Genomic DNA, 25,158 nt, shown 5'->3' on the forward strand with positions numbered 1-25,158 from the left:
ACTTTTTAGGAAAGAAGTAATGATTGGAATATTTTAATTTAACTAACGGTTTGAACTGAGGGTTATTCCCTCAGTCTCATACATATGAAATTTCAAACATGGGGGTTATCACAGTGACGACAGGAGAAAAAATTACTGTAACAAATGGTGTTATGAATGTACCGAACAATCCAATTATCCCTTTCATCGAAGGGGATGGAATTGGACCGGATATTTGGGCAGCTGCATCTCGTGTATTAGAAGCGGCTGTAGAGAAAGCTTACAATGGCGAGAAGAAAATTATTTGGAAAGAAGTGCTTGCAGGGGAAAAAGCATTCAACCAAACGGGTGAATGGTTACCAGAGGAAACTTTAAATGCAATTCGTGAGTATTTAATTGCGATTAAAGGTCCGCTTACAACTCCTGTTGGTGGTGGAATTCGTTCTCTAAACGTGGCGCTTCGTCAAGAGTTAGATTTATATGTATGTTTACGTCCGGTTCGTTATTTTGAAGGTGTTCCTTCACCTGTAAAACGCCCGGAAGATACTGATATGGTTATTTTCCGTGAAAATACAGAAGACATTTATGCTGGTATTGAATATGCAAAAGGATCTCCAGAAGCAGAAAAAGTTCTTGCTTTCTTAAAAGATACAATGGGTGTAAATAAAATCCGCTTCCCAGAAACATCAGGAATTGGTATTAAACCAATTTCAGAAGAAGGGACAAAGCGTCTTGTTCGTGCTGCGATTCAATACGCAATTAATGAAAAACGTTCTTCTGTTACATTAGTTCATAAAGGGAATATTATGAAATTTACAGAAGGTGCTTTCAAAAATTGGGGTTATGAAGTTGCTGAACAAGAGTTTGGTGATAAAGTATTTACATGGGCAGAATACGATCGCATTGTTGAAAAAGATGGTAAAGATGCAGCGAATAAGGCGATGGCAGAAGCTGAAGCAGCTGGTAAAATCATCGTAAAAGATTCCATTGCAGATATCTTCTTACAACAAATTTTAACACGTCCACGTGAATTTGATGTTGTGGCAACAATGAACTTAAATGGTGACTATATCTCTGATGCGCTTGCAGCTCAAGTAGGTGGCATTGGTATTGCTCCAGGTGCAAATATTAACTATGTGACTGGACATGCAATTTTCGAAGCTACACATGGTACAGCTCCGAAATATGCAGGTTTAGATAAAGTAAACCCATCTTCTGTTCTTCTTTCAGGAGTATTATTGTTAGAACATTTAGGGTGGAATGAAGCTGCAAAATTAGTAACTGGGGCAGTGGAAAAAACAATTGCTTCAAAAGTGGTAACATATGACTTCGCACGTCTAATGGATGGTGCAACTGAAGTGAAATGTTCTGAATTTGCTGATGCTCTTATTAACAATATGGACGTAGCGGCAATTAAAAACGCGTAATAAAAGCGGGGGTGAACGTATGACAATCAAACGCAAAAAAGTATCAGTCATCGGTGCGGGATTTACAGGAGCAACAACGGCGTTTTTATTAGCTCAAAAAGAGCTTGCAGATGTTGTACTAGTGGATATTCCACAGCTTGAAAATCCAACAAAAGGGAAAGCGTTAGATATGTTAGAGGCAAGCCCTGTCCAAGGTTTTGATGCTAACATTATCGGTACATCTGATTACGCAGATACTGCTGATTCTGACGTTGTAATTATTACAGCAGGAATCGCACGTAAACCAGGTATGAGCCGCGATGATTTAGTAGCAACAAACTCTAAAATTATGAAAAGTGTGACAAAAGAAATTGTAAAATACTCACCAGACACAATTATTATTGTGTTAACAAATCCAGTTGATGCAATGACATATTCTGTATTTAAAGAAGCGGGATTCCCGAAAGAACGCGTTATTGGTCAATCTGGTGTATTAGATACAGCTCGTTTCCGTACATTTATCGCACAAGAATTGAACCTTTCTGTTAAGGATATTACTGGATTTGTTCTTGGTGGTCACGGTGATGATATGGTACCGCTCGTTCGCTACTCGTATGCAGGTGGTATACCGCTAGAAACACTCATTTCGAAAGAGCGTTTAGATGCAATTGTGGAACGTACACGTAAAGGTGGCGGTGAAATTGTAAATCTATTAGGAAATGGTAGTGCATATTATGCACCGGCTGCTTCTCTCGTTGAGATGGCGGAAGCAATCCTGAAAGACCAACGCCGCGTGTTACCAGCTATTGCATATCTTGAAGGGGAATATGGTTATCGTGATCTTTACCTAGGTGTACCAGTAATTTTAGGCGGTAACGGTATTGAAAAAGTGATTGAGTTGGAACTTCGCAAAGAAGAAAAAACGGCATTAGATCGTTCAGTTGAATCTGTGCGTAACGTTATGAAAATTCTTTCTTAAGTTAAATATGTGCTAGGAAAAAGATTCGGGTTCCGAATCTTTTTCCGCTATTTAGTAGATTGTTTTTTTGAAATAATTTGAAAGCGCTATCAATCGTTATGTCCTATAGTAGAACGATAGAATTGTAACAGACATTGCCTTCGTTATTGCAACGCTTCGAATAAAAATCGCTTTTAGTAGGATAATAAGGTGAAAATCGGAGGGGGAATGTGACATGTTAAAGAAAAAAGTTCAAATTGGTCGTCGAATAGATGAAATAGCAGTAGGAGAGAAGTTATCTATTACTGAGAAAATAGAAGATAAAGATTTGTTATTGTATTTAGGTTTAACAAATGACGCGAATCCGTTATATATTCAGCATGATTATGCATCCCAAACTCCATATGAAAAGCCGATTGTACCGAGCATGATGTTAACAGGAATGGTTACAACAGCAGTTACAAAATATTTACCAGGTCCAGGAAGTCATGTTGTTAGGAAGGATCTTATGTTTGTCAAACCAGTTCATCATTATGAAACATTAGAAATTCATTTTGAAGTGATTGAGGTTTCTCAAGAAGAACATACAATTGATATGCGTGTATTTGCTTATGATGAAAGTGAAGAAGTGGTTGTGAAAGGAAGATTAACAGTAACGCCTCCTTACCAATCGGTGTCCATGTTAGAAAAAACATTAGATAACTTCTAAACACGTTAAATCAGTTTGACAGAAAAAAAGTAGTGCTGCTCCACTGGACTAGCACTACTTTTTTCGTATAATCATATAGCAGTCATTTAGTTAAAAAATCCTGCGGCAAATCCTTCTCCAAAATCAGATAAGAAGGAGTGTAATGTGTCCCAGTTAGAAAATCCAATCACAAATGTAGCGACAAATAAGAAGGCCATACTAGATAATATCCATTTTTTTTGATTCATTACAAAAGTACCTCTTTTAACAATATATTTTAATTAAACGATATATAATAGTTTCATTTTAAGGTAGGTAAGTCAAATGGTCAAGTCTCCTTCATTATGAGCCCTCACCAATCGGGGGTTTCTAATGGATCTTATCCTCATAGTAAATATGCCTTCATCATTTGCATATACACGTTCAAAACTGGAACATAATTGAAATATAGCATGGTACGGTATAAGCATAAAATGATGTCTCCAAGTAGAACAGCCTTCTCTTAACCATTTTCAAATGAGAGAACTACACCAATTTCAAAAAAGAATGAAAATAGCATATGTTTGTTCCTTCATTTGATAGGAACGGTGGCATGCTGTTTTTTAGTTTATCGTTTCAACTTTGTAACGATAAGGTTTTCCGAATGGACAATTCTATTGAGAGGGGCTTTGTTTTCTAGTATGATGAGAATAGTGGGGAAAATACTAGGATGAAGAAGGTTTCAAGTCTATTACTTGGAGGAAGAGAATGAGCAATCGAATTTTAGTTGTTGATGATGAAGAGTTTATCTTAACTTTAATTGAGTTTAATTTACAGCAGGCTGGTTTTGAAGTGATCACAGCAATGGATGGTGAAGTTGCGTTTCAAAAGGCGACAACAGAGCGTCCAGATTTGATTATATTAGATTTAATGCTTCCAAAGATGGATGGAATGGAAGTATGTAAAGAATTACGTTTGCAGCGCGTTATGACACCTATTCTTATGCTAACTGCAAAAGATGATGAATTTGATAAAGTACTAGGGCTTGAACTTGGGGCAGATGATTATATGACGAAGCCGTTTAGCCCGAGGGAAGTTGTTGCGCGAGTGAAGGCCATTTTACGCCGAACAAAGCTGCAAGAGGAACAAACTCCAGAAGTGCCAGATGAAAATAGCATTATGATTTCTGAACTAAAGATTTTACCAGAATTTTATGAGGCATATTTCAGAGGAGAAAAGTTAGAACTTACTCCGAAAGAGTTTGAATTACTTGTTTATCTTGCGAGGAATAAAGGGCGGGTATTAACCCGCGATCAATTATTAAGCGCGGTATGGAATTATGATTTCGCTGGTGATACGAGAATTGTTGATGTTCATATTAGTCATCTGCGAGATAAAATAGAACACAATACAAAAAAACCAACGTATATTAAGACAATTCGAGGATTAGGTTATAAATTAGAGGAGCCAAAAGGAGATGAATAAATTTCGCTCCAGGCTTCTTTTTACATTTGTTTCGCTTATTATTTTTATTTTAGTGGGACTCGGTGTACTGTTAGAGACATTGTTTGAGAATTATTATATCGAGCACACGAAAGAGAGAACGATAAAGGAAACAAGGTATGTTGCTTTATTAGTAGAAGAGTTAGGTATTGATAAGGTTTTACATGAACAGAATGTTTTTACCGAATTAGAAGAACAAATACCGATTTCTATCCTCCTTATTGATGAAGCGAAAAAGGTTCAATATAGTAAGAGCGATAAGCCGGTGTTTGATCAAAAAATGATAGAGGAGCTTGCTTCTGAAACAGCCGGCCAAAAAAGTAAGGTCATTACAAAAGAATCAAAGCAGAGCAATGTATTTTACCATGCTGTATTTGTACAAGATACGCAAGGAAAGCAAGGTTATATTCTTGTGAAAAGTATAATCGAACCTTTAAAGGATGTTCATCAAAAAACATGGGGACTATTAATTGTTGGATTTGTAATTGCTTGTCTTGTAGTTGTTTTTCTTGGAATGAAAATTACTGGACAGTATATTCGCCCGATAGAATCTGTTACAAAGGTAGCCATTGAGTTGGCTAAGGGGAATTATAAGGCAAGAGCGTATGAGAATCATTCTGATGAAACAGGAATGTTAAGTAAGGCAATTAATATTTTAGCCCGTAATTTACAAGAGATGACGTTAGAGCAAGAAATGCAGCAAGATCGCTTGCATACGCTTATTGAAAATATGGGGAGCGGTATGATTTTAATTGACAGCCGAGGATATATTAGTCTTGTAAACCGTTCGTATAAAGAGATTTTTCATGTTACAGATGAAGAATATTTAGATCGTTTATATTATGAATCGTTTCATCACACTGAGATTATTGAACTTGTAGAAGAGATTTTTATGACAGAAGTGAAAGTGCGCAAACAAGTGCTGTTGCCGCTTGATATTGAACGAAAGCATTTTGAAGTATACGGCGCGCCTATTATTGGGACGAATCATGAGTGGAAAGGGATTGTACTTGTATTTCATGATATAACCGAATTAAAGAAACTTGAGCAAATGCGAAAAGACTTTTTAGCGAACGTTTCTCATGAGTTGAAAACACCAATTACTTCTATTAAAGGATTTTCAGAAACGTTGCTTGACGGAGCGATGGAGAATCGAAAATTTTGTGAGCATTTTTTACATATTATTTTAAAAGAAAGTGAACGTATGCAAGACTTGATTGAAGATTTGTTAGATTTATCGAAAATCGAGCAACAAGGTTTTAAATTAAATATGGGAAATGTGGATATAAAGGACTTGCTGGAAGATATAAAAATGGTGTTAGATAAAAAGGCGCAAGATAAAGAGATTATGTTACAGATAGATACTATGCAGCATGTGTCTGTTATTGGAGATTCCAGCCGCTTGAAGCAAATCTTTATTAATTTAATTCATAATGCAATTATATATACGCCTGTTGGTGGGACCGTTTCTGTTTCGTTATTTGAGGACAAACAGAATGCATATGTGAAAGTAGCTGATACGGGAATTGGGATTAGTAAAGAAGAAATCCCACGAATCTTTGAACGTTTTTATCGTGTAGATAAGGCACGAAGCCGAAATACAGGTGGAACAGGGCTTGGACTATCTATTGTTAAACATTTAGTTGAAGCTCATCACGGAATGATTACTGTAGAAAGTAAAATAGGAGAAGGGACAATGTTTACGGTAGCTTTACCAAAAGTAAATCTCTAGACTTTGGTTGAGGGATATTTACATTATATTAACAATAGCTTCATTAAAGATTAATAAAGACCTGTTAATATAATACATGAAAACCCCTTCATCCAAGGAGTAGTAAATTGGGACGAGAATAGATGCTCTGTTCTCGTCACTTCCCTTTTCTGTGAGATATTATATTTTTATGTAATAAGGAAAACCGTTATTTTTCTTCTCTCTCTTAGTCGTGTTAATATAGAGAGAAGGAAAGAACGGTTTTTTTATATAGGAAAGAACAGTTCAATTTTGTATGGGGAGGTTTCAAATTTGGAAAAAAAAGTTGTATTAGTTGATGGAAATAATATCGCGTATCGTGCTTTTTTCGCACTACCGCTTTTAAATAACGATAAGGGGATACATACGAACGCAATTTATGGTTTTACAATGATGCTTATGAGGATATTGGAAGAAGAAAAGCCTACGCATATGCTTGTGGCATTTGATGCTGGGAAGACAACATTCCGCCATAAGACATTTAGTGACTATAAGGGAGGACGTCAAAAAACGCCACCTGAACTTTCAGAGCAATTCCCCTTCATTCGCGAATTGTTAGATGCTTTTCATGTACCTCGTTATGAATTAGAAGACTACGAGGCTGATGATATTATGGGGACGTTAGCGAAAGAAGCAAGTGAACAAGGGGCACAGGTAAAAGTAATTTCAGGAGATAAAGATTTACTTCAACTCATTTCTGATCATACACGTGTATGTATTCCGCGTAAAGGAATTACAGAAGTGGACGAGTATACAAAAGAGACACTCTTTGAAAAGTATAACTTATCACCAAAGCAAATTATTGATATGAAAGGTCTAATGGGAGACCAATCAGATAACATTCCTGGGGTCCCAGGTGTTGGAGAGAAAACAGCGATTAAACTGTTAACGCAATTTGGGACAGTGGAAGCTGTATATGAACATCTAGATCAAGTGAGCGGTAAGAAGTTAAAAGAAAAATTAGAGACACATAAAGAGCAAGCATTTATGAGTAAAGAACTTGCGACAATTATTACGGATGCACCTATTACCGTGCATATAGATGATATTGAATATAAAGGATATGAGGCAGTCGACGTTATTCCTCTTTTTGAAAATCTAGGGTTTACGTCTTTATTAAATAAGCTTGGGGCACCTTCTGAAGAAACTGCTCCAGCTGAATTAGATGAGATTTCATTTGAAATTGCTGAAGAAGTAACAGAAGAGATGCTGCAGCGAGATAGTGCAATCATTGTAGAAGTGCAAGAAGAGAATTATCATAAAGCAGACATTCAAGGATTTGGTATTCAAAATGACAATGGTTGTTATTTCATCCCAACGGATGTAGCTCTTGCGTCTGAGGCATTCATAAAGTGGCTGAAAGATGAAGAAATGAGAAAGTATACATTTGATGCCAAACGTGCCATTGTAGCGCTTAAATGGAAAGATGTAGAAATTAGAGGGATTGATTTTGATTTATTAATCGCTGCGTATTTACTTGATCCAGCTGATACAGATAAAGATTTTCGTACGGTAGCGAAAATGAAAGAAACGCATGCGGTGAAATCGGATGAAGAAGTGTATGGTAAGGGAGCAAAACGTGCTGTTCCGGCGCAGGAAATTGTTGCGGAACATGTAGCTCGCAAAGTACATGTCTTATACGATGTAAAACAAACATTTATAGATGAATTAGAGAAAAATGAACAATATGAACTGTTCACAAATCTTGAAATGCCGCTAGCGCGCGTCTTAGCTGACATGGAAGTAAAAGGTGTGAAAGTTGATACAGAGCGCTTGCGTAATATGGGAGATGAACTTGCTGGTAGACTAAAGGAAATGGAGCAAGAAATTTATGAGCTTGCTGGTACAGAATTTAATATTAATTCGCCAAAGCAGCTCGGTGTTGTTCTGTTTGAGAAACTGAATTTACCGGTGATTAAAAAGACGAAGACAGGATATTCTACATCAGCTGATGTACTAGACAAGCTGATGGATCATCATGAAATCATTCCAAAGATTTTACATTATCGTCAACTTGGTAAATTGAACTCAACGTATATTGAAGGTCTACTAAAAGTTGTTCATGATGAGTCATCTAAAATTCATACTCGTTTTAATCAAGTATTAACACAAACGGGGCGCTTAAGTTCTACAGAACCAAATTTACAAAATATCCCGATTCGTTTAGAGGAAGGAAGAAAGATTCGCGAGGCTTTTATTCCTTCACAAGAAGGCTGGGTCATGTATGCGGCTGATTATTCACAAATCGAATTGCGTGTACTGGCACATATTGCAAAGGATAAAGGATTAGTAGAAGCGTTTCAGCATGATATGGATATTCATACAAAGACAGCAATGGATGTCTTTGGTGTTGGAAAAGATGAAGTAACATCAAATATGAGACGACAAGCAAAAGCAGTAAACTTTGGTATTGTGTACGGCATTAGCGATTACGGACTTTCACAAAACTTAGGAATTACACGGAAAGCAGCAGGAGAGTTTATCGAGAAGTATTTTGCTAGCTTCCCTGGTGTAAAAGAGTATATGGATGAAATTGTCCAAGAAGCGAAACAAAAGGGATATGTTTCTACTTTATTAAATCGCCGTCGCTATATTCCAGAAATTACAAGTAGAAATTTTAATTTGCGTAGTTTTGCTGAGCGTACGGCAATGAATACGCCAATTCAAGGTAGTGCCGCTGATATTATTAAAAAAGCAATGATTGTTATGGCAGATCGTTTAGAAGAAGAAGGATTGCAAGCGCGTCTTCTTCTACAAGTACACGATGAATTAATCTTTGAAGTGCCAAAAGAGGAAATAGAAAAACTTGAAAAGCTTGTCCCAGAAGTAATGGAACATGCGATTGAACTTGCTGTTCCGCTAAAGGTTGATTATTCATACGGGTCAACTTGGTATGATGCAAAATAAGGAAGTGATGAAATGCCTGAATTACCAGAAGTTGAAAATGTAAGAAGAACACTTGAAAATCTTGTAACAGGAAAAACAATGAAAGATGTCATTGTAACATATCCGAAATTAGTGAAACGACCAGATGATGCAGAGCTTTTTAAAGAACTGTTGCGAGGGGAAACGATTGAACGAATTGAACGAAGAGGAAAATTTCTTCTTCTATATGTAACGAATTATGTGATTGTTTCACATTTGCGTATGGAAGGGAAATATTTCCTTCATGAGAGTGATGAATTAGTTGATAAGCATACACATGTACGCTTTCAATTTACTGATGGCACAGAGCTTCATTATAAAGATGTAAGAAAGTTTGGAACGATGCATCTTTTTACAAAGGGCGAGGAATTTAAAGAAATGCCGCTTGCTGATTTAGGGCCAGAACCATTTGGCCCTGAGCTAACAGTGGAGTATTTGCAAGAGAAATTGCAAAAGACAAATCGTAAAATAAAGGTTGCGTTATTAGATCAGCGGCTTTTAGTAGGGCTTGGAAATATATATGTAGATGAAGTGTTGTTCCGTTCCGGCATTTATCCGGAACGAGAAGCTTCATCTCTTGCAAAAAATGAAATCGAAAAGATTCATGCGGCAACTGTAGCGACATTAACAGAGGCAGTGAAGCGGGGCGGCAGTACAATTCGGTCGTATATCAATTCACAAGGAGAAATTGGTTCTTTCCAAGATCTGTTGAATGTATACGGAAAAAAAGGTGAACCATGTGTAACATGCGGGACAGCCATTGAAAAAATAGTAGTTGGTGGACGCGGTACGCATTATTGCCCGCATTGTCAGCCGAGAAACTAAGAAAGTGAACATCGGATAGGCATTTATCATATACATACAGCAGAGTTGTGTATAGGAAGGAGCTTGCCGATGTCTCTTTACTTTTCTCTTATTTTATTAGCTTTTACATTAAGTTTAGATAGTTGTAGTGTAGGGCTTACGTATGGGCTGAGGAACGTGCGGATTCCGCTACGCTCCATCATAATCATTGGAATATGCTCAGCAGCCGTAATGCTTGTTTCTATGGGAATCGGAAATATGATTGCGGAAGTGTTTTCGCCTATGATTGCAACACGCATCGGTGGGTTTGTCCTTGTCGGAATTGGTGCGTGGGTGTTATATCAGTTTTTTCGAGGCGATAAAAAAGAGGAACTGAAGCAAGAAGAAAAAGTTTGGAAATTAGAAATTGCTTCCCTTGGATTAGTAATTCAAATTTTACGAAAACCAACTGTCGCTGATTTTGACAGGTCGGGGACAATTTCTGCTGGAGAAGCTTTATTACTGGGCATTGCGCTTTCAGTAGATTCATTTGGAGCTGGAATAGGAGCGTCTTTATTAGGGTATGCACCAGCGATGATGGCAATGCTAGTAGCGGTGATGAGTTCGTTATTTTTATTTATTGGAATGCAAATGGGCACAATGTTATCAAATATGCGGTGGTTACAAAGATTTACTTTCCTGCCTGGAGTGTTACTAATTATTATTGGACTTTGGAAAATGTAGGGGGCGTGGAACATAAGTTTCACGCCTTTATTGTTAAGGAGGAAAACGGATGACAGTTGTAATTGGATTAACAGGAGGTATTGCAAGCGGAAAAAGCACTGTTTCGCAAATGTTACGTGAATGTAACATTCCTGTTATTGATGCAGATATTGTTGCAAGAGAGGTTGTAGAACAAGGGAAACCAGCATATAACAAAATTGTAGAGGTGTTTGGAAAAGAAATATTACAAGAGGATGGAGAATTAAATCGTCAAAAACTTGGGAGTATTGTATTTCATAATGAAGAAAAACGAATGCAATTAAATGGAATTGCTCACCCTGCTGTGCGTAAAGAGATGAATGAACAAAAGGATCGGTACATAAATGAAGGAGTACAAGCGGTTGTGCTAGATATTCCCCTTTTGTTTGAAGGGAAATTAACAAATCTTGTAGATCATGTTTTAGTTGTAGCAGTTTCACCGCGTGTACAATTAGAACGTTTAATGAAGCGAAATGGTTTTTCAGAAGAAGAAGCGAAAGCGAGGATTCATTCACAAATGCCGCTAGCAGAAAAGATAACATTAGGAGATAAAGTTATCTATAATGATGGCACAATTGCTGAGACAAAAGGACAATTGGAGCGGATTTTAAAGGAATGGGGCATTATTAACTAAAAAATTTTGAAATTAATGAAAATGCTTAGTGACATATCCTCTTTTTGTGTTATACTATTATTGGGATTGGAGATAAATAGTATAACGCATTCAAGGGGGATAACATATTATGATTCGTGTGGCAATTAATGGTTTTGGACGTATTGGAAGAATGGTATTTCGTCAGGCAATAAAAGAAAGCGCATTCGAAATTGTGGCGATCAATGCAAGCTATCCAGCGGAAACATTAGCACATTTGATTAAGTATGATACAATTCATGGAAAGTTTGATGGAACAATTGAAGCGTTTGAAGATCATTTACTAGTGGATGGGAAAATGATTCGCCTTCTAAACAATCGCGATCCAAAAGAATTGCCTTGGAAAGAACTAGGTGTAGAAGTTGTAATTGAAGCAACTGGTAAATTTAATGCAAAAGAAAAAGCGGTTCTTCATGTAGAAGCTGGTGCGAAAAAAGTTATTTTAACAGCGCCTGGTAAAAATGAAGATGTAACAGTTGTAGTTGGTGTAAATGAAGAACAATTAGATGTAACAAAACATACAGTTATTTCAAATGCATCTTGTACAACAAACTGTTTAGCACCTGTTGTGAAGGTGTTAGATGAACAGTTCGGAATTGAAAACGGTTTAATGACAACTGTTCACGCTTATACAAATGACCAAAAAAATATTGATAATCCACATAAAGATTTACGAAGAGCACGCGCTTGTGGGCAGTCTATCATTCCTACAACAACAGGAGCTGCAAAAGCATTAGCGAAAGTTCTTCCACATTTAAATGGAAAACTTCACGGTATGGCGCTTCGCGTTCCAACACCAAACGTGTCTCTTGTTGACTTAGTAGTTGATTTAAAACGTGATGTAACAGTTGAGGACATTAATGAAGCGTTTAAAACAGCTGCAAATGGTACAATGAAAGGAATTATTGAGTTCAGTGAAGAGCCTTTAGTTTCTATTGACTTTAATACGAATACACACTCAGCGATTATTGATGGTTTATCCACAATGGTAATGGCTGAACGTAAAGTAAAAGTTCTTGCTTGGTACGATAATGAGTGGGGCTACTCTCGCCGTGTTGTCGATCTTGTGAAATTAGTTACTGCAGAACTAGCAAAACAAGAAAATGTTCAACATATTTAAGTGGAAAAATGAGAAGGCAAGCGATTGCTTGCCTTCTTTTTCCTTTTCAAAAAAATGAAAAAGTTATATAAATATATTGTTAAGTCAGATACATACTTAGAAACATTGTGATTACTGTATTTGTGAATCGTTTATTTCGTTTTGGGAAAAGTAAAGAAGAGAATTTGACAAAAAATCGAAAAAACTGTTGTTGCAAAATGAAAATAAACAAAGTATACTAACACTCGTAAACTTAAGAGCTGAGGTACGTAGTCACTACTTAAAGGGTTAGGACCTCTCTGGACTAACTTTCCCCCGTGGTAGTGGAGCAAGCCAAATTGCAAATTAGTTTTCAATTCGAACAGTTAGATTAAATTTATAAGGGGGAACTGTAGAATGGATACTATGGACACTATGGGTCGTCACGTAATCGCTGAACTTTGGGATTGCGATTTCGACAAGCTTAATGATATGCCGTTTATTGAACAATTGTTTGTGGATGCAGCGCTAAGAGCTGGTGCTGAAGTACGTGAGGTTGCTTTTCATAAGTTTGCACCGCAGGGTGTAAGTGGAGTTGTAATTATTTCAGAATCACACTTAACAATTCACAGCTTTCCAGAACACGGCTATGCGAGTATTGATGTTTATACTTGCGGGGATCGTATCGATCCAAATGTTGCTGCAGAATATATTGCAGAAGGCTTAAATGCGAAAACGCGTGAGAGCATCGAGCTTCCTCGAGGTACAGGTAGCTTCGAAATTAAGCAAAGAGAAACAAAAGCTCTTTAAAAAAGAACATAATTGATTTAAAATGTAAAGAGGTGTATAATACACCTCTTTTTTAGTTTATATAAAATGAGTTTAAAGTGGTAAGCACAGATAAATAAGTTATATAATGTGGATATATATTTACGTGTAGAGAAATGAAAAAGAGTAAAGATTATTTTGTAAGGGAGTGAATACGTTGCGTTGTCCATCCTGTTTTCATAATGGTACGAGAGTGTTGGATTCACGTCCAGTAGATGAAGGACGCTCTATTCGAAGAAGGAGAGAATGTGAAAGTTGTTTAAACCGATTTACAACATTTGAACGAGTGGAAGAACCACCTCTTATTGTTGTAAAAAAAGAAGGTACACGAGAAGAATTTAATAAAGAAAAGATTTTACGTGGCTTAATTAAAGCTTGTGAAAAACGACCGGTCTCTTTAAAGCAATTAGAAGAAGTAACGCAAAATGTAGAGCGTGAGCTTCGGAATCTAGGGATATCGGAAGTAAAAAGTGATATGATTGGTGAGATTGTAATGGAAGCATTAAGGGATATCGATGATGTTGCTTACGTACGATTTGCTTCGGTATATCGCCAATTTAAAGATTTAAATGTGTTTATTGAAGAATTAAAAGATATACTGCAAAAAGAGAGAGAGTAAGATGAGGTTTTTGCCTCGCAATGATAAACGTGGCTTCATCTCGCGCTGATTGGGTTATTATGGGCCGTTATCTCCCTTGTTTCTCTCTGAATCTTAAGATGGGAGTTTTACTGCCTTGAAATAGCAGGGTAAAAATCTGATTTGCGAATAACGGGATAAGAGAGCTAGAAGCGTAAGCTAATAGCTCTTTTTCACTAAGAAGTTCTATAAGGTGAACGCATGGTGGATGTTAGGTTAGAATGGATGAAAGAAAGGAATTTCAAGGATGGAAAAACAGTCATGGATGGAGCTATTGCCAATTGATCGTTATAAAGTAAGTGCAAAAGGGTTGTTGCATAGCTATGACCGGAAAGTATTAACCATGCTATATCAACCTTTAGTAGGTAGCAAAGCTTTTAGTTTATACATGACGCTGTGGGGAGAGTTGGAACAAGATCGCTTGTTTGGAAAAGAGAATACGCACCACTCTCTTATGGTAACCATGCAAATGCAGCTTCCTGAAATATATGAGGAACGAAGAAAGTTAGAAGCAATTGGGCTTTTAAATGTCTATATAAAAAAAGAAAAAGACATTCGTATGTTTATATATGAACTGCAACCACCATTATCTCCAAAACAGTTTTTTGATGATATTGTTTTAAGTATTTTCTTATACAATAGGTTAAGTAGAACGAAGTACAACCAAGTAAAAAAATATTTTTTAGAAGAAATGTTTGATTTTACTTCATATGAGAATGTTACCCATTCTTTTAATGATGTATTTGGTTCGTTTAATCCGGAACAGTTTGAACATGTACAAGAAGAACTTCGCATTCCAAAGGCAACAGTGATGCCGCAAAGTGAAACGGGAAATGCACCTAAGATTTGGAATGATTTCTTTGATTTTTCATTATTTGTTGAAGGATTATCGGCGCTTGTCCCTAAAAAATCAATTACAGAACAGGTTCGTGAATGCGTCGTTACACTAGCTTATGTATACGGAGTGGATGTGTTATCCATGCAAAATATTGTTCTTGGTGCGATGACGGAAATGCAAACAATTGATATGGAACGCCTTCGTAAAGGGGCTCGTGATTGGTATCAATTTGAACATGGACAAGCACTTCCGGTATTAAGTGAACGTGTACAGCCTCATTCAGCACGAACAATGGTGGAGAAAGAACCTTCTACGCAAGAAGAGTTGTTAATAAAACAATTAGAAGAAATTTCACCAAAGCAGTTATTAAAAGAAATTTCAGGTGGCGCAGAGGCAACAAAGGCAGATTTACAAATTGTCGAAGATGTTATGTTAAATCAAAAATTAGCACCGGGAGTTGTGAATGTTCTTATTTATTATGTAATGTTGCGTTCTGATATGAAACTTGCTAAAACATATGTTGAAAAGATTGCAGGTCATTGGGCAAGGAAAAAAGTAAGCACAGTGTCAGAAGCGATGGCTTTAGCGAAAGAAGAAAATCGTCAATATCAAGAATGGGCGGAGACGAAGAAAAAGGGGCGTCCATCGACAAAAACAGTACGAAAAGAAATGGTGCCAGATTGGCTGAAAGAAGAATCAAAAGAATCATTGCCAGATAAGGAAAAGGCAAGTTCGAAACGAAAAACGAACAAGCTAGAAGAAGAACGAAAGAGATTGGAAGAAGAATTGAAAAAATATAAGCGTGATTAATAGAGGAGAATGAACGCTCTTTGAGGTGAAAGAATGGAGCATATTCAAAATTCATTTGCAAAATTAATGCAAAATGAAAGCTTTAAAAATAGATATGAAATATTGAAAGCAGAAGTTATGGAACATCCGCGTGTAAAGGAATTTATTGAAGAACATAAAGATGAAGTGACAACTTCTATGATCGAGAGAAGTTTGGTGAAATTATATGAATACATTGGTCAAAGTGTTGGGTGTGCGGATTGTCCGAACTTAGAATCGTGTAAAAATATCATTCAAGGATATGAGCCGAAATTAATCATTCAAGGGAAAATGATAGACATTCATTATGATCGCTGCGTTCGACAAGTGGCTTACGATGAGAGAAAGAAACAAGAAAAGTTAATTCAAAGTGTATATATGCCAAAGGATATATTGCAAGCCTCTATGTCTTCGCTTGATTTATCAGATGGAGATCGTTTTGAAGCGATACGTGCTGCTAATGAGTTTTTAAGTGCATATGAACCAGGGAAAAAGGTGCAAGCACTATATTTCTATGGGCCATTTGGTGTAGGGAAAACATTTATTTTAGGAGCAATTGCAAACGAATTAGCGCAGCGAAAGATAAGTTCGATGATTGTCTACTTACCGGAATTTTTACGTGAGATTAAAAGCTCATTACAGAACAATACAATTAGTGAGAAAATTGATGCGGTGAAATATGTGCCGGTATTAATGTTAGATGATATTGGAGCAGAGGCGATGTCGAGCTTTGTGCGTGATGATGTCCTAGGTGCGATATTGCAGTTCCGAATGCTAGAGAACTTACCAACGTTTTTTACATCTAATTTTGATTTTAAACAGTTAGAGCATCATTTAACATATACGCAGCGTGGAGAAGCGGAAGAGATGAAAGCGGCTCGTATTATGGAGCGGATTAAATACTTAGCAAAACCCGTTGCAATTGGTGGTAAGAATCGTCGTCATATGTAAACATATATCTTACCTATAGATATGAGATCGCAACGATTCGGGTCAAGAATACTAGTTACGAAACAAATCGTGACAAAAAGAGTAAGTGGAATGCTTGCTCTTTTTTTATTAAAGCAACCAGCTTGTATCATTTTTTTTCCCTGCCCTTAATATATATAAAATTAGCAAGAAATATCGGGCGAAGAGTAAAAGCTTTCCAGGTGGTAGACTCTTTCGCTTCTTCTTAAGAGAAGACAATGTTTTGAACGGGGATAAAAGGGGGGACAAAAGTGATTGAAATTTGCTTCGAAGAAAAAAATGAAGCTGTATATGTATATCGACAACTTATGAAAAGGACGGAAGCCTTATATAAAGAAACGAGTATTTATGTAAGTGAAAAGAAAGTAGTAATTCATATCCCGATATGTGAATCGCACTATATTAGAAAAGTTCTGATGCCAGTGCTCCTTTATTTTATTGTAAATATGAAACAAAATGAATGGCTCCGTACGATTTTGAAAGAGAAGTTTTTTTACGAGGATCAAGAGGAGTGTCGCCAAATTTTACATATGGCACATGAGATTTTAAAAGGGAGACGAAAAGGAATTGCACAAGACTTAACGCAGAAAGAGATGGAGTCTCAAGTTGTTTCTTCGTTAAAAGGTTGGCTAAGAGACCCTTTATCCTTTTCATTTTCATCCTATGTTCAATTTCGTCTTCGCGCATATAGAGAGAGGATCAATCGACTCGCCGTAGTCGCGATTGATGAATATAAAATGGAGCAGGAATATCAAATGTTTATCGAAATGTTAAGGCAACAAGTGAGTAGTAGAAAATCCCGATTGTCTTGTTTACATCTTGTATTTGATGAAAGTTTTATTTTTTATAATGAAAAAGGAGTACGTTTAAAACAAGAGAAATTAGTGCAGTATATAGATGAAGATTTAGTAAATCAAAAAGATATCTATCTTGATACGAAGGTAATTGCACCGCTTTTGTCGATTGCACCTAAAAAGATTTATTTGTATGCAAAGGAACAGGATCACAATATGATTATTACCCTTCAAAATGTATTTCAGGAACGGGTGCAGTTGTATGGATTACATGAATTTGAGCGCAATGTGAAAAAAATAAAAAATAAGGGTGACGCCCTTGATTTTCTAAGTTTTTGAGCATATAATTACCTACATAAACGAAATATATTGAAATGTCACGATGAGGACATGGGTAATTTACTACGATTTTCAGAGAGGGAAGTATGAAGGTGTGAGCTTCCTAATACGGGTTTATTACTTACCACCTCTGAACTTTAGCAGTGAACGTTTGTCTAGTAATTGCTAACGGACAACACCGTTATGTTGAACTTGAGCAATTAACAATTTAGTTAATTGGAACAAGGGTGGAACCACGAATTCAACACTCGTCCCTTTTACGGGGATGAGTGTTTTTTATTTTGAGAAGAAGAGGAGTGACCAGTGATGGCAGATGTAGTTAAAATTACTTTCCCTGATGGAGCTGTTAAGGAGTTTCCTAAAGGAATAACAACTGAAGAAATCGCAGCTTCTATTAGCCCAGGCTTAAAGAAAAAAGCTGTGGCTGGAAAATTGAATGATGAGATGCTTGATCTTCGTACACCAATTGAAAAAGATGGTGCAATCTCAATTGTTACATTAGATTCTGAGGATGGTTTATATATTTTACGCCATTCAACAGCTCATTTATTAGCCCAAGCATTAAAACGTTTATATAAAGATGTGAAGCTTGGTATTGGTCCAGTAATCGAAAACGGCTTCTATTATGATATTGATATGGAAGAAGCGATTACAGTTGAAGATTTCCCAAAAATTGAAAAAGAAATGCAAAAGATTGTAAATGAAAATTTAGAAATTGTTCGTCATGAAGTGCCACGCGCTGAAGCTCTTCGTCGCTATGAGGAAATTAATGATGAACTAAAATTAGAATTGATTAACGATCTTCCAGAAGATGCTGTTATTTCAATTTATGAACAAGGCGAATTCTTCGATCTTTGCCGCGGTGTGCATCTTCCATCTACAGGAAAGATTAAAGTGTTTAAATTGTTAAGCGTTGCAGGTGCTTACTGGCGTGGTGATAGCAATAATAAAATGCTACAACGTATTTACGGTACTGCATTCGTGAAGAAAGCGGAATTAGATGAACATATGCGTATGCTTGAAGAAGCAAAAGAACGTGATCATCGTAAATTAGGTAAAGAGTTGAAATTATTTACAAATAGTCAAAAAGTAGGACAAGGTTTACCTCTTTGGTTACCAAAAGGTGCAACAATTCGCCGTATTATTGAGCGCTACATTGTTGATAAAGAGGCAAGCTTAGGTTATGACCACGTATATACTCCAGTATTAGGAAGCAGAGAACTTTACGAAACTTCTGGTCACTGGAATCACTATCGTGATGGTATGTTCCCATCTATGCAGATGGATAATGAAGAATTAGTCCTTCGTCCAATGAACTGCCCTCATCATATGATGGTTTATAAAAACGACATTCACAGTTATCGTGAATTACCAATCCGCATTGCAGAACTTGGAACAATGCACCGTTATGAAATGTCTGGTGCGTTATCTGGACTACAACGTGTACGTGGGATGACTTTAAATGATGCGCATATCTTCGTCCGCCCGGATCAAATTAAAGAAGAGTTAAAACGTGTTGTGAACTTAACTTTAGAGGTATACAAAGACTTCGGTTTAGAAAATTATTCATTCCGTCTATCTTACCGCGATCCAGAAGATACTAAAAAGTACTATGCGGATGATGAAATGTGGGAAAAAGCACAAGGAATGCTAAAAGAAGCAATGGATGAAATGGGACTTGAATACTATGAAGCTGAGGGTGAAGCGGCATTCTATGGTCCAAAACTTGATGTTCAAGTTCGTACTGCACTTGGAAAAGACGAAACACTTTCAACAGTTCAATTAGACTTCTTACTTCCAGAACGTTTTGAATTAACTTATGTGGGTGAAGATGGAAAACAACATCGTCCAGTAGTTATTCACCGAGGTGTCGTATCTACTATGGAACGATTCGTTGCCTTCTTAATTGAAGAATACAAAGGTGCATTCCCAACTTGGTTAGCACCAGTTCAAGTACAAGTTATTCCAGTTTCTCCGCAAGTGCATTTAGACTATGCGAAGAAAGTGCAAGAACAATTGCAACGTGCTGGTATCCGTGTTGAAGTAGATACACGTGAAGAAAAAATTGGTTACAAAATCCGTGAAGCACAAATGCAAAAAATTCCATACATGCTTGTAGTAGGTGATAATGAAGTTGCTGAAAACGGCGTGAATGTACGTAAATATGGTGAGCAAAAATCAGAAACAATTGCATTAGATGCCTTTGTTGATATGATTAAAGTTGAAGGAAAACGATAAGAAAGTCGCGGCATGCCGCGACTTTCTTGCTGAATACATATCATAATGAAATGATACTTATCATAAAAAAGTATTGCATGTATTCGTGTTGTTTGTTACAATATTTCTTGTTGTTAGTAAAACGTGTCTTCTTGACAGACATTATATCCTATGGTAAACTCATCAAGGATAATAGAATATTGTTTTGTAGAACAAGTAGAAGCACCCGCTTCTCACCTGATTGACGCATTCGCAGTTAACAGGTAAATGTATTTCTTACTTAAGATAGTACAAGTGTGGGTGCCCGTATGCCCGCACTTTTTTTGTTCGGGTTCTATGACTGCAAACATATTCTGAGAAAATCTTGGAGGTGGCTTACTATTAGCAAGGATATGATGATTAACGAGCAAATTCGTGCCCGTGAAGTACGTTTAGTTGGTGCAAATGGTGATCAACTTGGTATTAAGTCTCGTAATGACGCTTTAGATATGGCTGCAAATCTTAATCTTGATTTAGTATTAGTTGCTCCAAATGCGAAACCACCAGTATGCCGCATTATGGATTATGGTAAATTCCGCTTTGAGCAACAAAAGAAAGAAAAAGAGCAGCGTAAAAATCAAAAAGTAATTAGCATGAAAGAAGTTCGTTTAAGTCCAACAATTGATGAACATGACTTTAACACAAAACTTCGCAACGCTCTTAAATTTTTAGGTAAAGGCGACAAAGTTAAAGCATCTATTCGCTTTAAAGGACGTGCCATTACTCATAAAGAAATCGGTCAACGTGTCTTAGATCGTTTCGCGGAAGCTTGTGCTGAAGTAGGAACAATTGAATCTAAGCCTAAAATGGAAGGACGTAGCATGTTCTTAATTTTAGCACCGAAAAACGATAAGTAATAGATAGAGGAGGAAATACCTATGCCTAAACAAAAAACTCATCGCGGCGCTGCAAAGCGTTTCAAAAAAACTGGATCTGGTAAACTTAAACGTGATCACGCTTATACTAGCCACTTATTTGCAAATAAGTCTACAAAAGCGAAACGTAAACTACGTAAAGCTGGTCTAGTAAGTGCTGGTGACTACAAACGTATTCGTCAAATGCTTGACAACTTAAAATAAGTTCGGTTGATATATAGAACACACTAGGAGGTAATATTATGCCAAGAGTAAAAGGTGGTACAGTTACTCGTAAACGTCGTAAAAAAATGATTAAATTAGCGAAAGGTTACTACGGTTCTAAACATACTTTATTCAAAGTTGCTAACCAACAAGTAATGAAGTCTCTATTATATGCGTTCCGTGACCGTCGTCAAAAGAAACGTGACTTCCGTAAATTATGGATCACTCGTATTAACGCAGCAGCTCGCATGAATGGTCTTTCTTACAGCCGTTTAATGCACGGTTTAAAACTTGCTGGTATCGAAGTTAACCGCAAAATGCTTGCTGACTTAGCTGTTCATGACGAAAAAGCTTTCGCTGAATTAGCAACAGTTGCAAAAAACAACTTAAAATAATTACTTAAAAACCTTAGAAGAGTTTCTTCTAAGGTTTTTTTGTGTTCCTAAGATATAACGCTAGCTGGAAATGAAGAAAAGAAATGGGGATTTTGTAATCGATATGACAAAATTTGTATAAAATTTATAATAGGTAACAAAACGTCAAGGGGGATTTCTCTGACTTTTTTACTGCTTCTGAAAGGTATCTTTTCTAGTAGAAACGACACTGTTATAATGGAAAGATGATATAGAAGTATTATCATATCATTTACTAATGTTTGAAATGGATTCATGATTTAAGGACAAGATATTTCATAAGGGAATAGAAAGCGAAATAGGTAATAAGGGTAGGACTTTTAGCTTACATGAAATATGAGATGAAACAACATTGTCTTTGTGCGATGTTAGAGGAGGACGATGGAATGGATTTACTACAGCTATTTAAATTGCAAAAAGAATTAGATGATCATATTACAAAAGAACATGATTTACAGCCGAAGAAGCTATTAAAAGAAAAAATGTTAGCGCTCCTTGTTGAGATTGGAGAACTTGCAAATGAAACGCGTTGCTTTAAATACTGGAGTACAAAACCAGCATCTGAGCGTGAAGTCATACTAGAAGAATATGTAGATGGTTTACATTTCATTTTATCAATTGGTATTGATTTAGGAATTGATAAGAACTTTCTATTTTATAAATGTGCGCAAACGAATAAAACACAGGTGGAAAGTTTCTTAGACACATATGCAAAAGTAATTCGTTTCACAGATCAACCATCTATTACAAATTACATTGAATTATTTACAAGCTATCTTCGCCTTGGACAAGTTCTTGAATTTAGTCAAGAAGAAATTGAAAAAGCATATTTGGATAAAAATAAAGTGAATCATCAACGTCAAACGCAAGGATATTAATGGATGAAGGTTTATAATCAGTGGAGCATAAAGAAAATCTCCACTGATTAAAGTGTTGCTTTATTTTTTTGAATATTTCAATTTACTTATTGTATAATAGGTTAAACGAAGAAAAAGGAGGATTGACAATGCAAAAGTTAGATAAAACATTGACAATGCTGAAAGAACTAACAGATGCGCGCGGTATTGCGGGAAATGAGCGTGAGCCACGTGAAGTGATGAAAAAGTACATTGAACCGTTTGCGGATGAACTTTCTACAGATCATTTAGGAAGTTTAGTTGCTAAAAAGGTAGGGGAAGAAAACGGTCCAAAAATTATGGTAGCTGGTCATTTAGATGAAGTGGGTTTTATGATTACACAAATCGATAATAAAGGTTTTCTTCGTTTTCAAACGGTAGGTGGCTGGTGGTCACAAGTTATGCTTGCGCAGCGTGTAACAATTATAACGCGCAAAGGGGATATAACAGGTGTAATTGGTTCAAAACCACCGCATATTTTACCAGCAGAAGCTCGTAAAAAACCAGTTGAAATTAAGGACATGTTCATCGATATCGGTGCTTCTAGCAAAGAAGAAGCAATGGAATGGGGCGTACGACCAGGAGATCAAGTTGTACCATATTTCGAATTCCAAGTGATGAAAAACGAAAAAATGCTGCTTGCCAAAGCGTGGGATAACCGCATTGGTTGTGCTATTGCGATTGATGTATTAAGACAATTAAAAGATGAAAAACATCCAAACATTGTATACGGTGTTGGAACAGTTCAAGAAGAAGTAGGACTACGCGGTGCGAAAACATCAGCAAACTATATTAAACCGGATATTGCGTTTGCAGTAGATGTTGGAATTGCTGGCGATACACCGGGAGTAACAGAAAAAGAAGCGCAAAGTAAAATGGGAGATGGCCCACAAATTATTTTATATGATGCATCTGTCATTGGTCATGCTGGGCTTCGTAATTTCGTAGTGGATGTTGCGGATGAGTTAGATATTCCATATCAATACGACTCTGTAGCTGGAGGCGGAACTGATGCAGGGGCGATTCATATTTCTGTAAATGGTATTCCATCTATGGCAATTACAATTGCAACTCGTTATATTCACTCTCATGCTGCTATGTTACATCGTGACGATTATGAAAATGCAGTGAAACTCATTGTAGAAGTGATTAAACGTCTTGATAAAGAGACTGTACATAATATTACATTTGGTTAAACAAAAAAAGCGAAGAGATGTCTCTTCGTTTTTTGTTTAAAAAGGGCGCTCTAATCCAGCTGCAGTATGCGCTCCTAAAATAATTAAACGCGTTAATTGAAGAGCCATAAAGTGCGGTGTGTAAATCATTCCTTTTTTGAGCCAAGACATAATGATGCCAAGGTGAGCGCCAGTGATATAGCTGATGAGAATATCGCGTGGAACGATAAGCTTTTCATCATTTGGCTGTGCGATGGATAAACTTAAAGTTAAATGAGTTTGAATGGTTTTCATCATTTTATATCCATAATTGCCAGCTGCTTGATCACCGAGCATAACGCGATAAAAATTTTCGTTTTTTGCGATATGTTCAAATAAAGCTAAAAAGCTTGGGTGTGGTGAATCAAATGTGAGCTGGAAATCTTCTTTATTTCGCTTTGTTGGTCTAATTGCTTCAGTTAGTGTTTCTAGCATTTCAGTAATCGTTTTTTCGAGCAGGTCGTACTTATCATGGTAATGACTATAAAAAGTAGCGCGATTGACAGGAGCGCGTTCCGCAATGTGCTGCACAGTTACATTTTCAAAACCTTTTTCGCCTACTAAAGTGATAAAAGCATCCTGTATGAGCTGTTTCGTTCGTTTTACACGTGGATCATTTGTATTTTTAATAGACATTTTCGCTTCTCCTTGTTGAGTTTTATTTATTTAATCAACATATACATAATTAAATGTTGGATAAACAACATATATGCTTAATTTGTCGGTTGTAGATTTGAAATAATTATTTATAATTATAAACGATATTCCTTTAGAAAACAGCACCACTCGTATGATGAAAAGAAAAGCTTATTTTATCATGCAAAAGGTGTGCTTTTTTTGGTTAATTGTTAATATAATTAACAATTAAATAGTATAAACAAAAGGAATGGAAATAGTTTAGAGAAAAATTATATTCGATATAAGGAGAGAAAAGCAATGAATCAATTTCGAAGAATGGTGATTATCAACATTATCACATTAATCGTATTAGTTGGCGGCGGTATCGGTGGTTATTACTACTACAACCAATCTGAAAACTATTTAAAGACAGAGAATGCGAAAATTGATGGAAAAGTAATTCCAATCGCATCACCAGTAGCGGGGAAATTAACAGAATGGCAAGCAGAAGTAGGTAAAAACTACAATGAAAATGAAAAACTAGGTGCTGTTACAACATCAGGTCCAAATGGTGAACAAACAATGGATGTGACAATTCCGCAAGGTGCAACAGTTGTACAATCTAATGCAACAACAAATGCTTTTGTTGGGGCAGGCAGCCCAATTGCATACGCATTTGATATGAATGATTTATGGGTAACAGCAAACATTGAAGAAACAGAGATTGATGATGTACAAAAAGGACAAGAAGTAGATGTGTATGTTGATGCATACCCTGATACAACATTAACAGGAAAAGTAGAACAAGTTGGTTTAACAACGGCAAATACGTTCTCGATGTTACCATCAAGCAATGCGACAGCAAATTATACAAAAGTGACACAAGTAGTACCAGTTAAAATTTCTTTAGACCACAGTAAGTCAGTAAATATTGTTCCTGGAATGAATGTGACAGTTCGTATTCATAAATAAGGGGGGGAGATAAA

At 36.5% G+C, this 25,158-nt stretch carries 24 protein-coding genes and 2 other annotated features; of the genes, 22 read left to right on the forward strand and 2 right to left on the reverse strand.

Features of this window, described 5'->3' with window-relative positions; all coding sequences use genetic code 11:
- Positions 1–113 precede the first annotated feature (113 nt).
- The 3 genes from icd to MR058_RS20190 all read left to right on the forward strand — a co-directional run bounded on the left by icd (position 114) and on the right by MR058_RS20190 (position 3,052).
- Entirely contained in the window at positions 114–1,406 is a 1,293-nt protein-coding gene (gene icd, locus MR058_RS20180; protein ID WP_242145534.1) for an NADP-dependent isocitrate dehydrogenase, read from the forward strand.
- A 19-nt stretch (positions 1,407–1,425) separates the two neighbouring features.
- Positions 1,426–2,364: a malate dehydrogenase gene (gene mdh / locus MR058_RS20185; protein WP_242145535.1), complete on the forward strand. Its 939-nt coding sequence runs from the start codon at positions 1,426–1,428 to the stop codon at positions 2,362–2,364.
- A 214-nt stretch (positions 2,365–2,578) separates the two neighbouring features.
- Positions 2,579–3,052 (forward strand): MaoC/PaaZ C-terminal domain-containing protein, encoded by a 474-nt coding sequence (locus MR058_RS20190; RefSeq protein WP_242145536.1) that lies wholly within the window; start codon positions 2,579–2,581, stop codon positions 3,050–3,052.
- 86 nt (positions 3,053–3,138) lie between these two features.
- Here MR058_RS20190 and MR058_RS20195 read toward each other — a convergent pair whose 3' ends face one another.
- Entirely contained in the window at positions 3,139–3,279 is a 141-nt protein-coding gene (locus MR058_RS20195) for a hypothetical protein (RefSeq protein WP_242145537.1), read from the reverse strand.
- Between the two features lie 499 nt (positions 3,280–3,778).
- Between MR058_RS20195 and MR058_RS20200 the strand changes: the two genes are divergently transcribed.
- The 18 genes from MR058_RS20200 to MR058_RS20285 all read left to right on the forward strand — a co-directional run bounded on the left by MR058_RS20200 (position 3,779) and on the right by MR058_RS20285 (position 23,536).
- Entirely contained in the window at positions 3,779–4,495 is a 717-nt protein-coding gene (locus MR058_RS20200) for a response regulator transcription factor (protein ID WP_242145538.1), read from the forward strand.
- Positions 4,488–6,245 carry a two-component system histidine kinase PnpS gene (pnpS, locus tag MR058_RS20205; protein WP_242145539.1) on the forward strand — a complete coding sequence of 586 codons (1,758 nt, stop codon included), beginning with the start codon at positions 4,488–4,490 and terminating at the stop codon, positions 6,243–6,245. Before MR058_RS20200 ends, pnpS begins: the two co-directional genes overlap by 8 nt.
- Positions 6,246–6,536: 291 nt before the next feature.
- On the forward strand, positions 6,537–9,170 hold the full coding sequence (polA, locus tag MR058_RS20210) for a DNA polymerase I (protein WP_242145540.1): 2,634 nt from the start codon (positions 6,537–6,539) through the stop codon (positions 9,168–9,170).
- Between the two features lie 12 nt (positions 9,171–9,182).
- A complete protein-coding gene (gene mutM / locus MR058_RS20215) occupies positions 9,183–10,013 on the forward strand; it encodes a DNA-formamidopyrimidine glycosylase (protein ID WP_242145541.1) in 831 nt (276 codons plus the stop codon).
- A gap of 69 nt (positions 10,014–10,082) precedes the next feature.
- On the forward strand, positions 10,083–10,715 hold the full coding sequence (gene ytaF / locus MR058_RS20220; RefSeq protein ID WP_242145542.1) for a sporulation membrane protein YtaF: 633 nt from the start codon (positions 10,083–10,085) through the stop codon (positions 10,713–10,715).
- Positions 10,716–10,764: 49 nt separating this feature from the next.
- A complete protein-coding gene (coaE, locus tag MR058_RS20225) occupies positions 10,765–11,367 on the forward strand; it encodes a dephospho-CoA kinase (RefSeq protein WP_242145543.1) in 603 nt (200 codons plus the stop codon).
- 109 nt (positions 11,368–11,476) lie between these two features.
- Complete coding sequence (locus MR058_RS20230; RefSeq protein ID WP_242145544.1) at positions 11,477–12,505, forward strand: glyceraldehyde-3-phosphate dehydrogenase; 1,029 nt, start codon at positions 11,477–11,479, stop codon at positions 12,503–12,505.
- Positions 12,506–12,889: 384 nt separating this feature from the next.
- Positions 12,890–13,273, forward strand: coding sequence for an adenosylmethionine decarboxylase (gene speD, locus MR058_RS20235; protein ID WP_176371956.1), 384 nt, complete (start codon positions 12,890–12,892; stop codon positions 13,271–13,273).
- A 175-nt stretch (positions 13,274–13,448) separates the two neighbouring features.
- Positions 13,449–13,910: a transcriptional regulator NrdR gene (nrdR, locus tag MR058_RS20240; RefSeq protein ID WP_012095725.1), complete on the forward strand. Its 462-nt coding sequence runs from the start codon at positions 13,449–13,451 to the stop codon at positions 13,908–13,910.
- Between the two features lie 265 nt (positions 13,911–14,175).
- Entirely contained in the window at positions 14,176–15,576 is a 1,401-nt protein-coding gene (locus MR058_RS20245; RefSeq protein ID WP_242145545.1) for a replication initiation and membrane attachment family protein, read from the forward strand.
- A gap of 33 nt (positions 15,577–15,609) precedes the next feature.
- Positions 15,610–16,545, forward strand: coding sequence for a primosomal protein DnaI (dnaI, locus tag MR058_RS20250; protein WP_242145546.1), 936 nt, complete (start codon positions 15,610–15,612; stop codon positions 16,543–16,545).
- A gap of 269 nt (positions 16,546–16,814) precedes the next feature.
- Entirely contained in the window at positions 16,815–17,696 is an 882-nt protein-coding gene (gene ytxC / locus MR058_RS20255) for a putative sporulation protein YtxC (protein WP_242145547.1), read from the forward strand.
- Positions 17,697–17,727: 31 nt separating this feature from the next.
- Positions 17,728–17,955: a binding site (T-box leader), on the forward strand.
- A 47-nt stretch (positions 17,956–18,002) separates the two neighbouring features.
- Positions 18,003–19,934, forward strand: coding sequence for a threonine--tRNA ligase (gene thrS, locus MR058_RS20260; RefSeq protein ID WP_242145548.1), 1,932 nt, complete (start codon positions 18,003–18,005; stop codon positions 19,932–19,934).
- A gap of 187 nt (positions 19,935–20,121) precedes the next feature.
- Positions 20,122–20,243, forward strand: a sequence feature (ribosomal protein L20 leader region).
- 62 nt (positions 20,244–20,305) lie between these two features.
- A complete protein-coding gene (gene infC / locus MR058_RS20265) occupies positions 20,306–20,809 on the forward strand; it encodes a translation initiation factor IF-3 (RefSeq protein WP_109090154.1) in 504 nt (167 codons plus the stop codon).
- Positions 20,810–20,830: 21 nt separating this feature from the next.
- A complete protein-coding gene (gene rpmI, locus MR058_RS20270) occupies positions 20,831–21,031 on the forward strand; it encodes a 50S ribosomal protein L35 (RefSeq protein ID WP_012095718.1) in 201 nt (66 codons plus the stop codon).
- A 38-nt stretch (positions 21,032–21,069) separates the two neighbouring features.
- Positions 21,070–21,426, forward strand: a complete 357-nt coding sequence (rplT, locus tag MR058_RS20275) for a 50S ribosomal protein L20 (protein ID WP_012095717.1) — start codon at positions 21,070–21,072, stop codon at positions 21,424–21,426.
- Between the two features lie 404 nt (positions 21,427–21,830).
- Complete coding sequence (locus tag MR058_RS20280) at positions 21,831–22,322, forward strand: dUTP diphosphatase (RefSeq protein ID WP_041810065.1); 492 nt, start codon at positions 21,831–21,833, stop codon at positions 22,320–22,322.
- 128 nt (positions 22,323–22,450) lie between these two features.
- Positions 22,451–23,536 carry a M42 family metallopeptidase gene (locus MR058_RS20285; protein WP_242145549.1) on the forward strand — a complete coding sequence of 362 codons (1,086 nt, stop codon included), beginning with the start codon at positions 22,451–22,453 and terminating at the stop codon, positions 23,534–23,536.
- A gap of 36 nt (positions 23,537–23,572) precedes the next feature.
- Here the strand turns inward: MR058_RS20285 and MR058_RS20290 are convergent, their stop codons facing one another.
- Positions 23,573–24,190 carry a TetR/AcrR family transcriptional regulator gene (locus MR058_RS20290; protein WP_242145550.1) on the reverse strand — a complete coding sequence of 206 codons (618 nt, stop codon included), beginning with the start codon at positions 24,188–24,190 and terminating at the stop codon, positions 23,573–23,575.
- A 300-nt stretch (positions 24,191–24,490) separates the two neighbouring features.
- Between MR058_RS20290 and MR058_RS20295 the strand changes: the two genes are divergently transcribed.
- The gene (locus MR058_RS20295; protein ID WP_242145551.1) at positions 24,491–25,144 is read left to right on the forward strand and encodes an HlyD family secretion protein; all 654 of its coding nucleotides are present in this window, start codon (positions 24,491–24,493) and stop codon (positions 25,142–25,144) included.
- The last annotated feature ends 14 nt before the right edge of the window (positions 25,145–25,158 follow it).

It is taken from the genome of Bacillus cereus group sp. BfR-BA-01430 (assembly GCF_022663115.1).
Lineage (GTDB): Bacteria > Bacillota > Bacilli > Bacillales > Bacillaceae_G > Bacillus_A > Bacillus_A cereus_BD.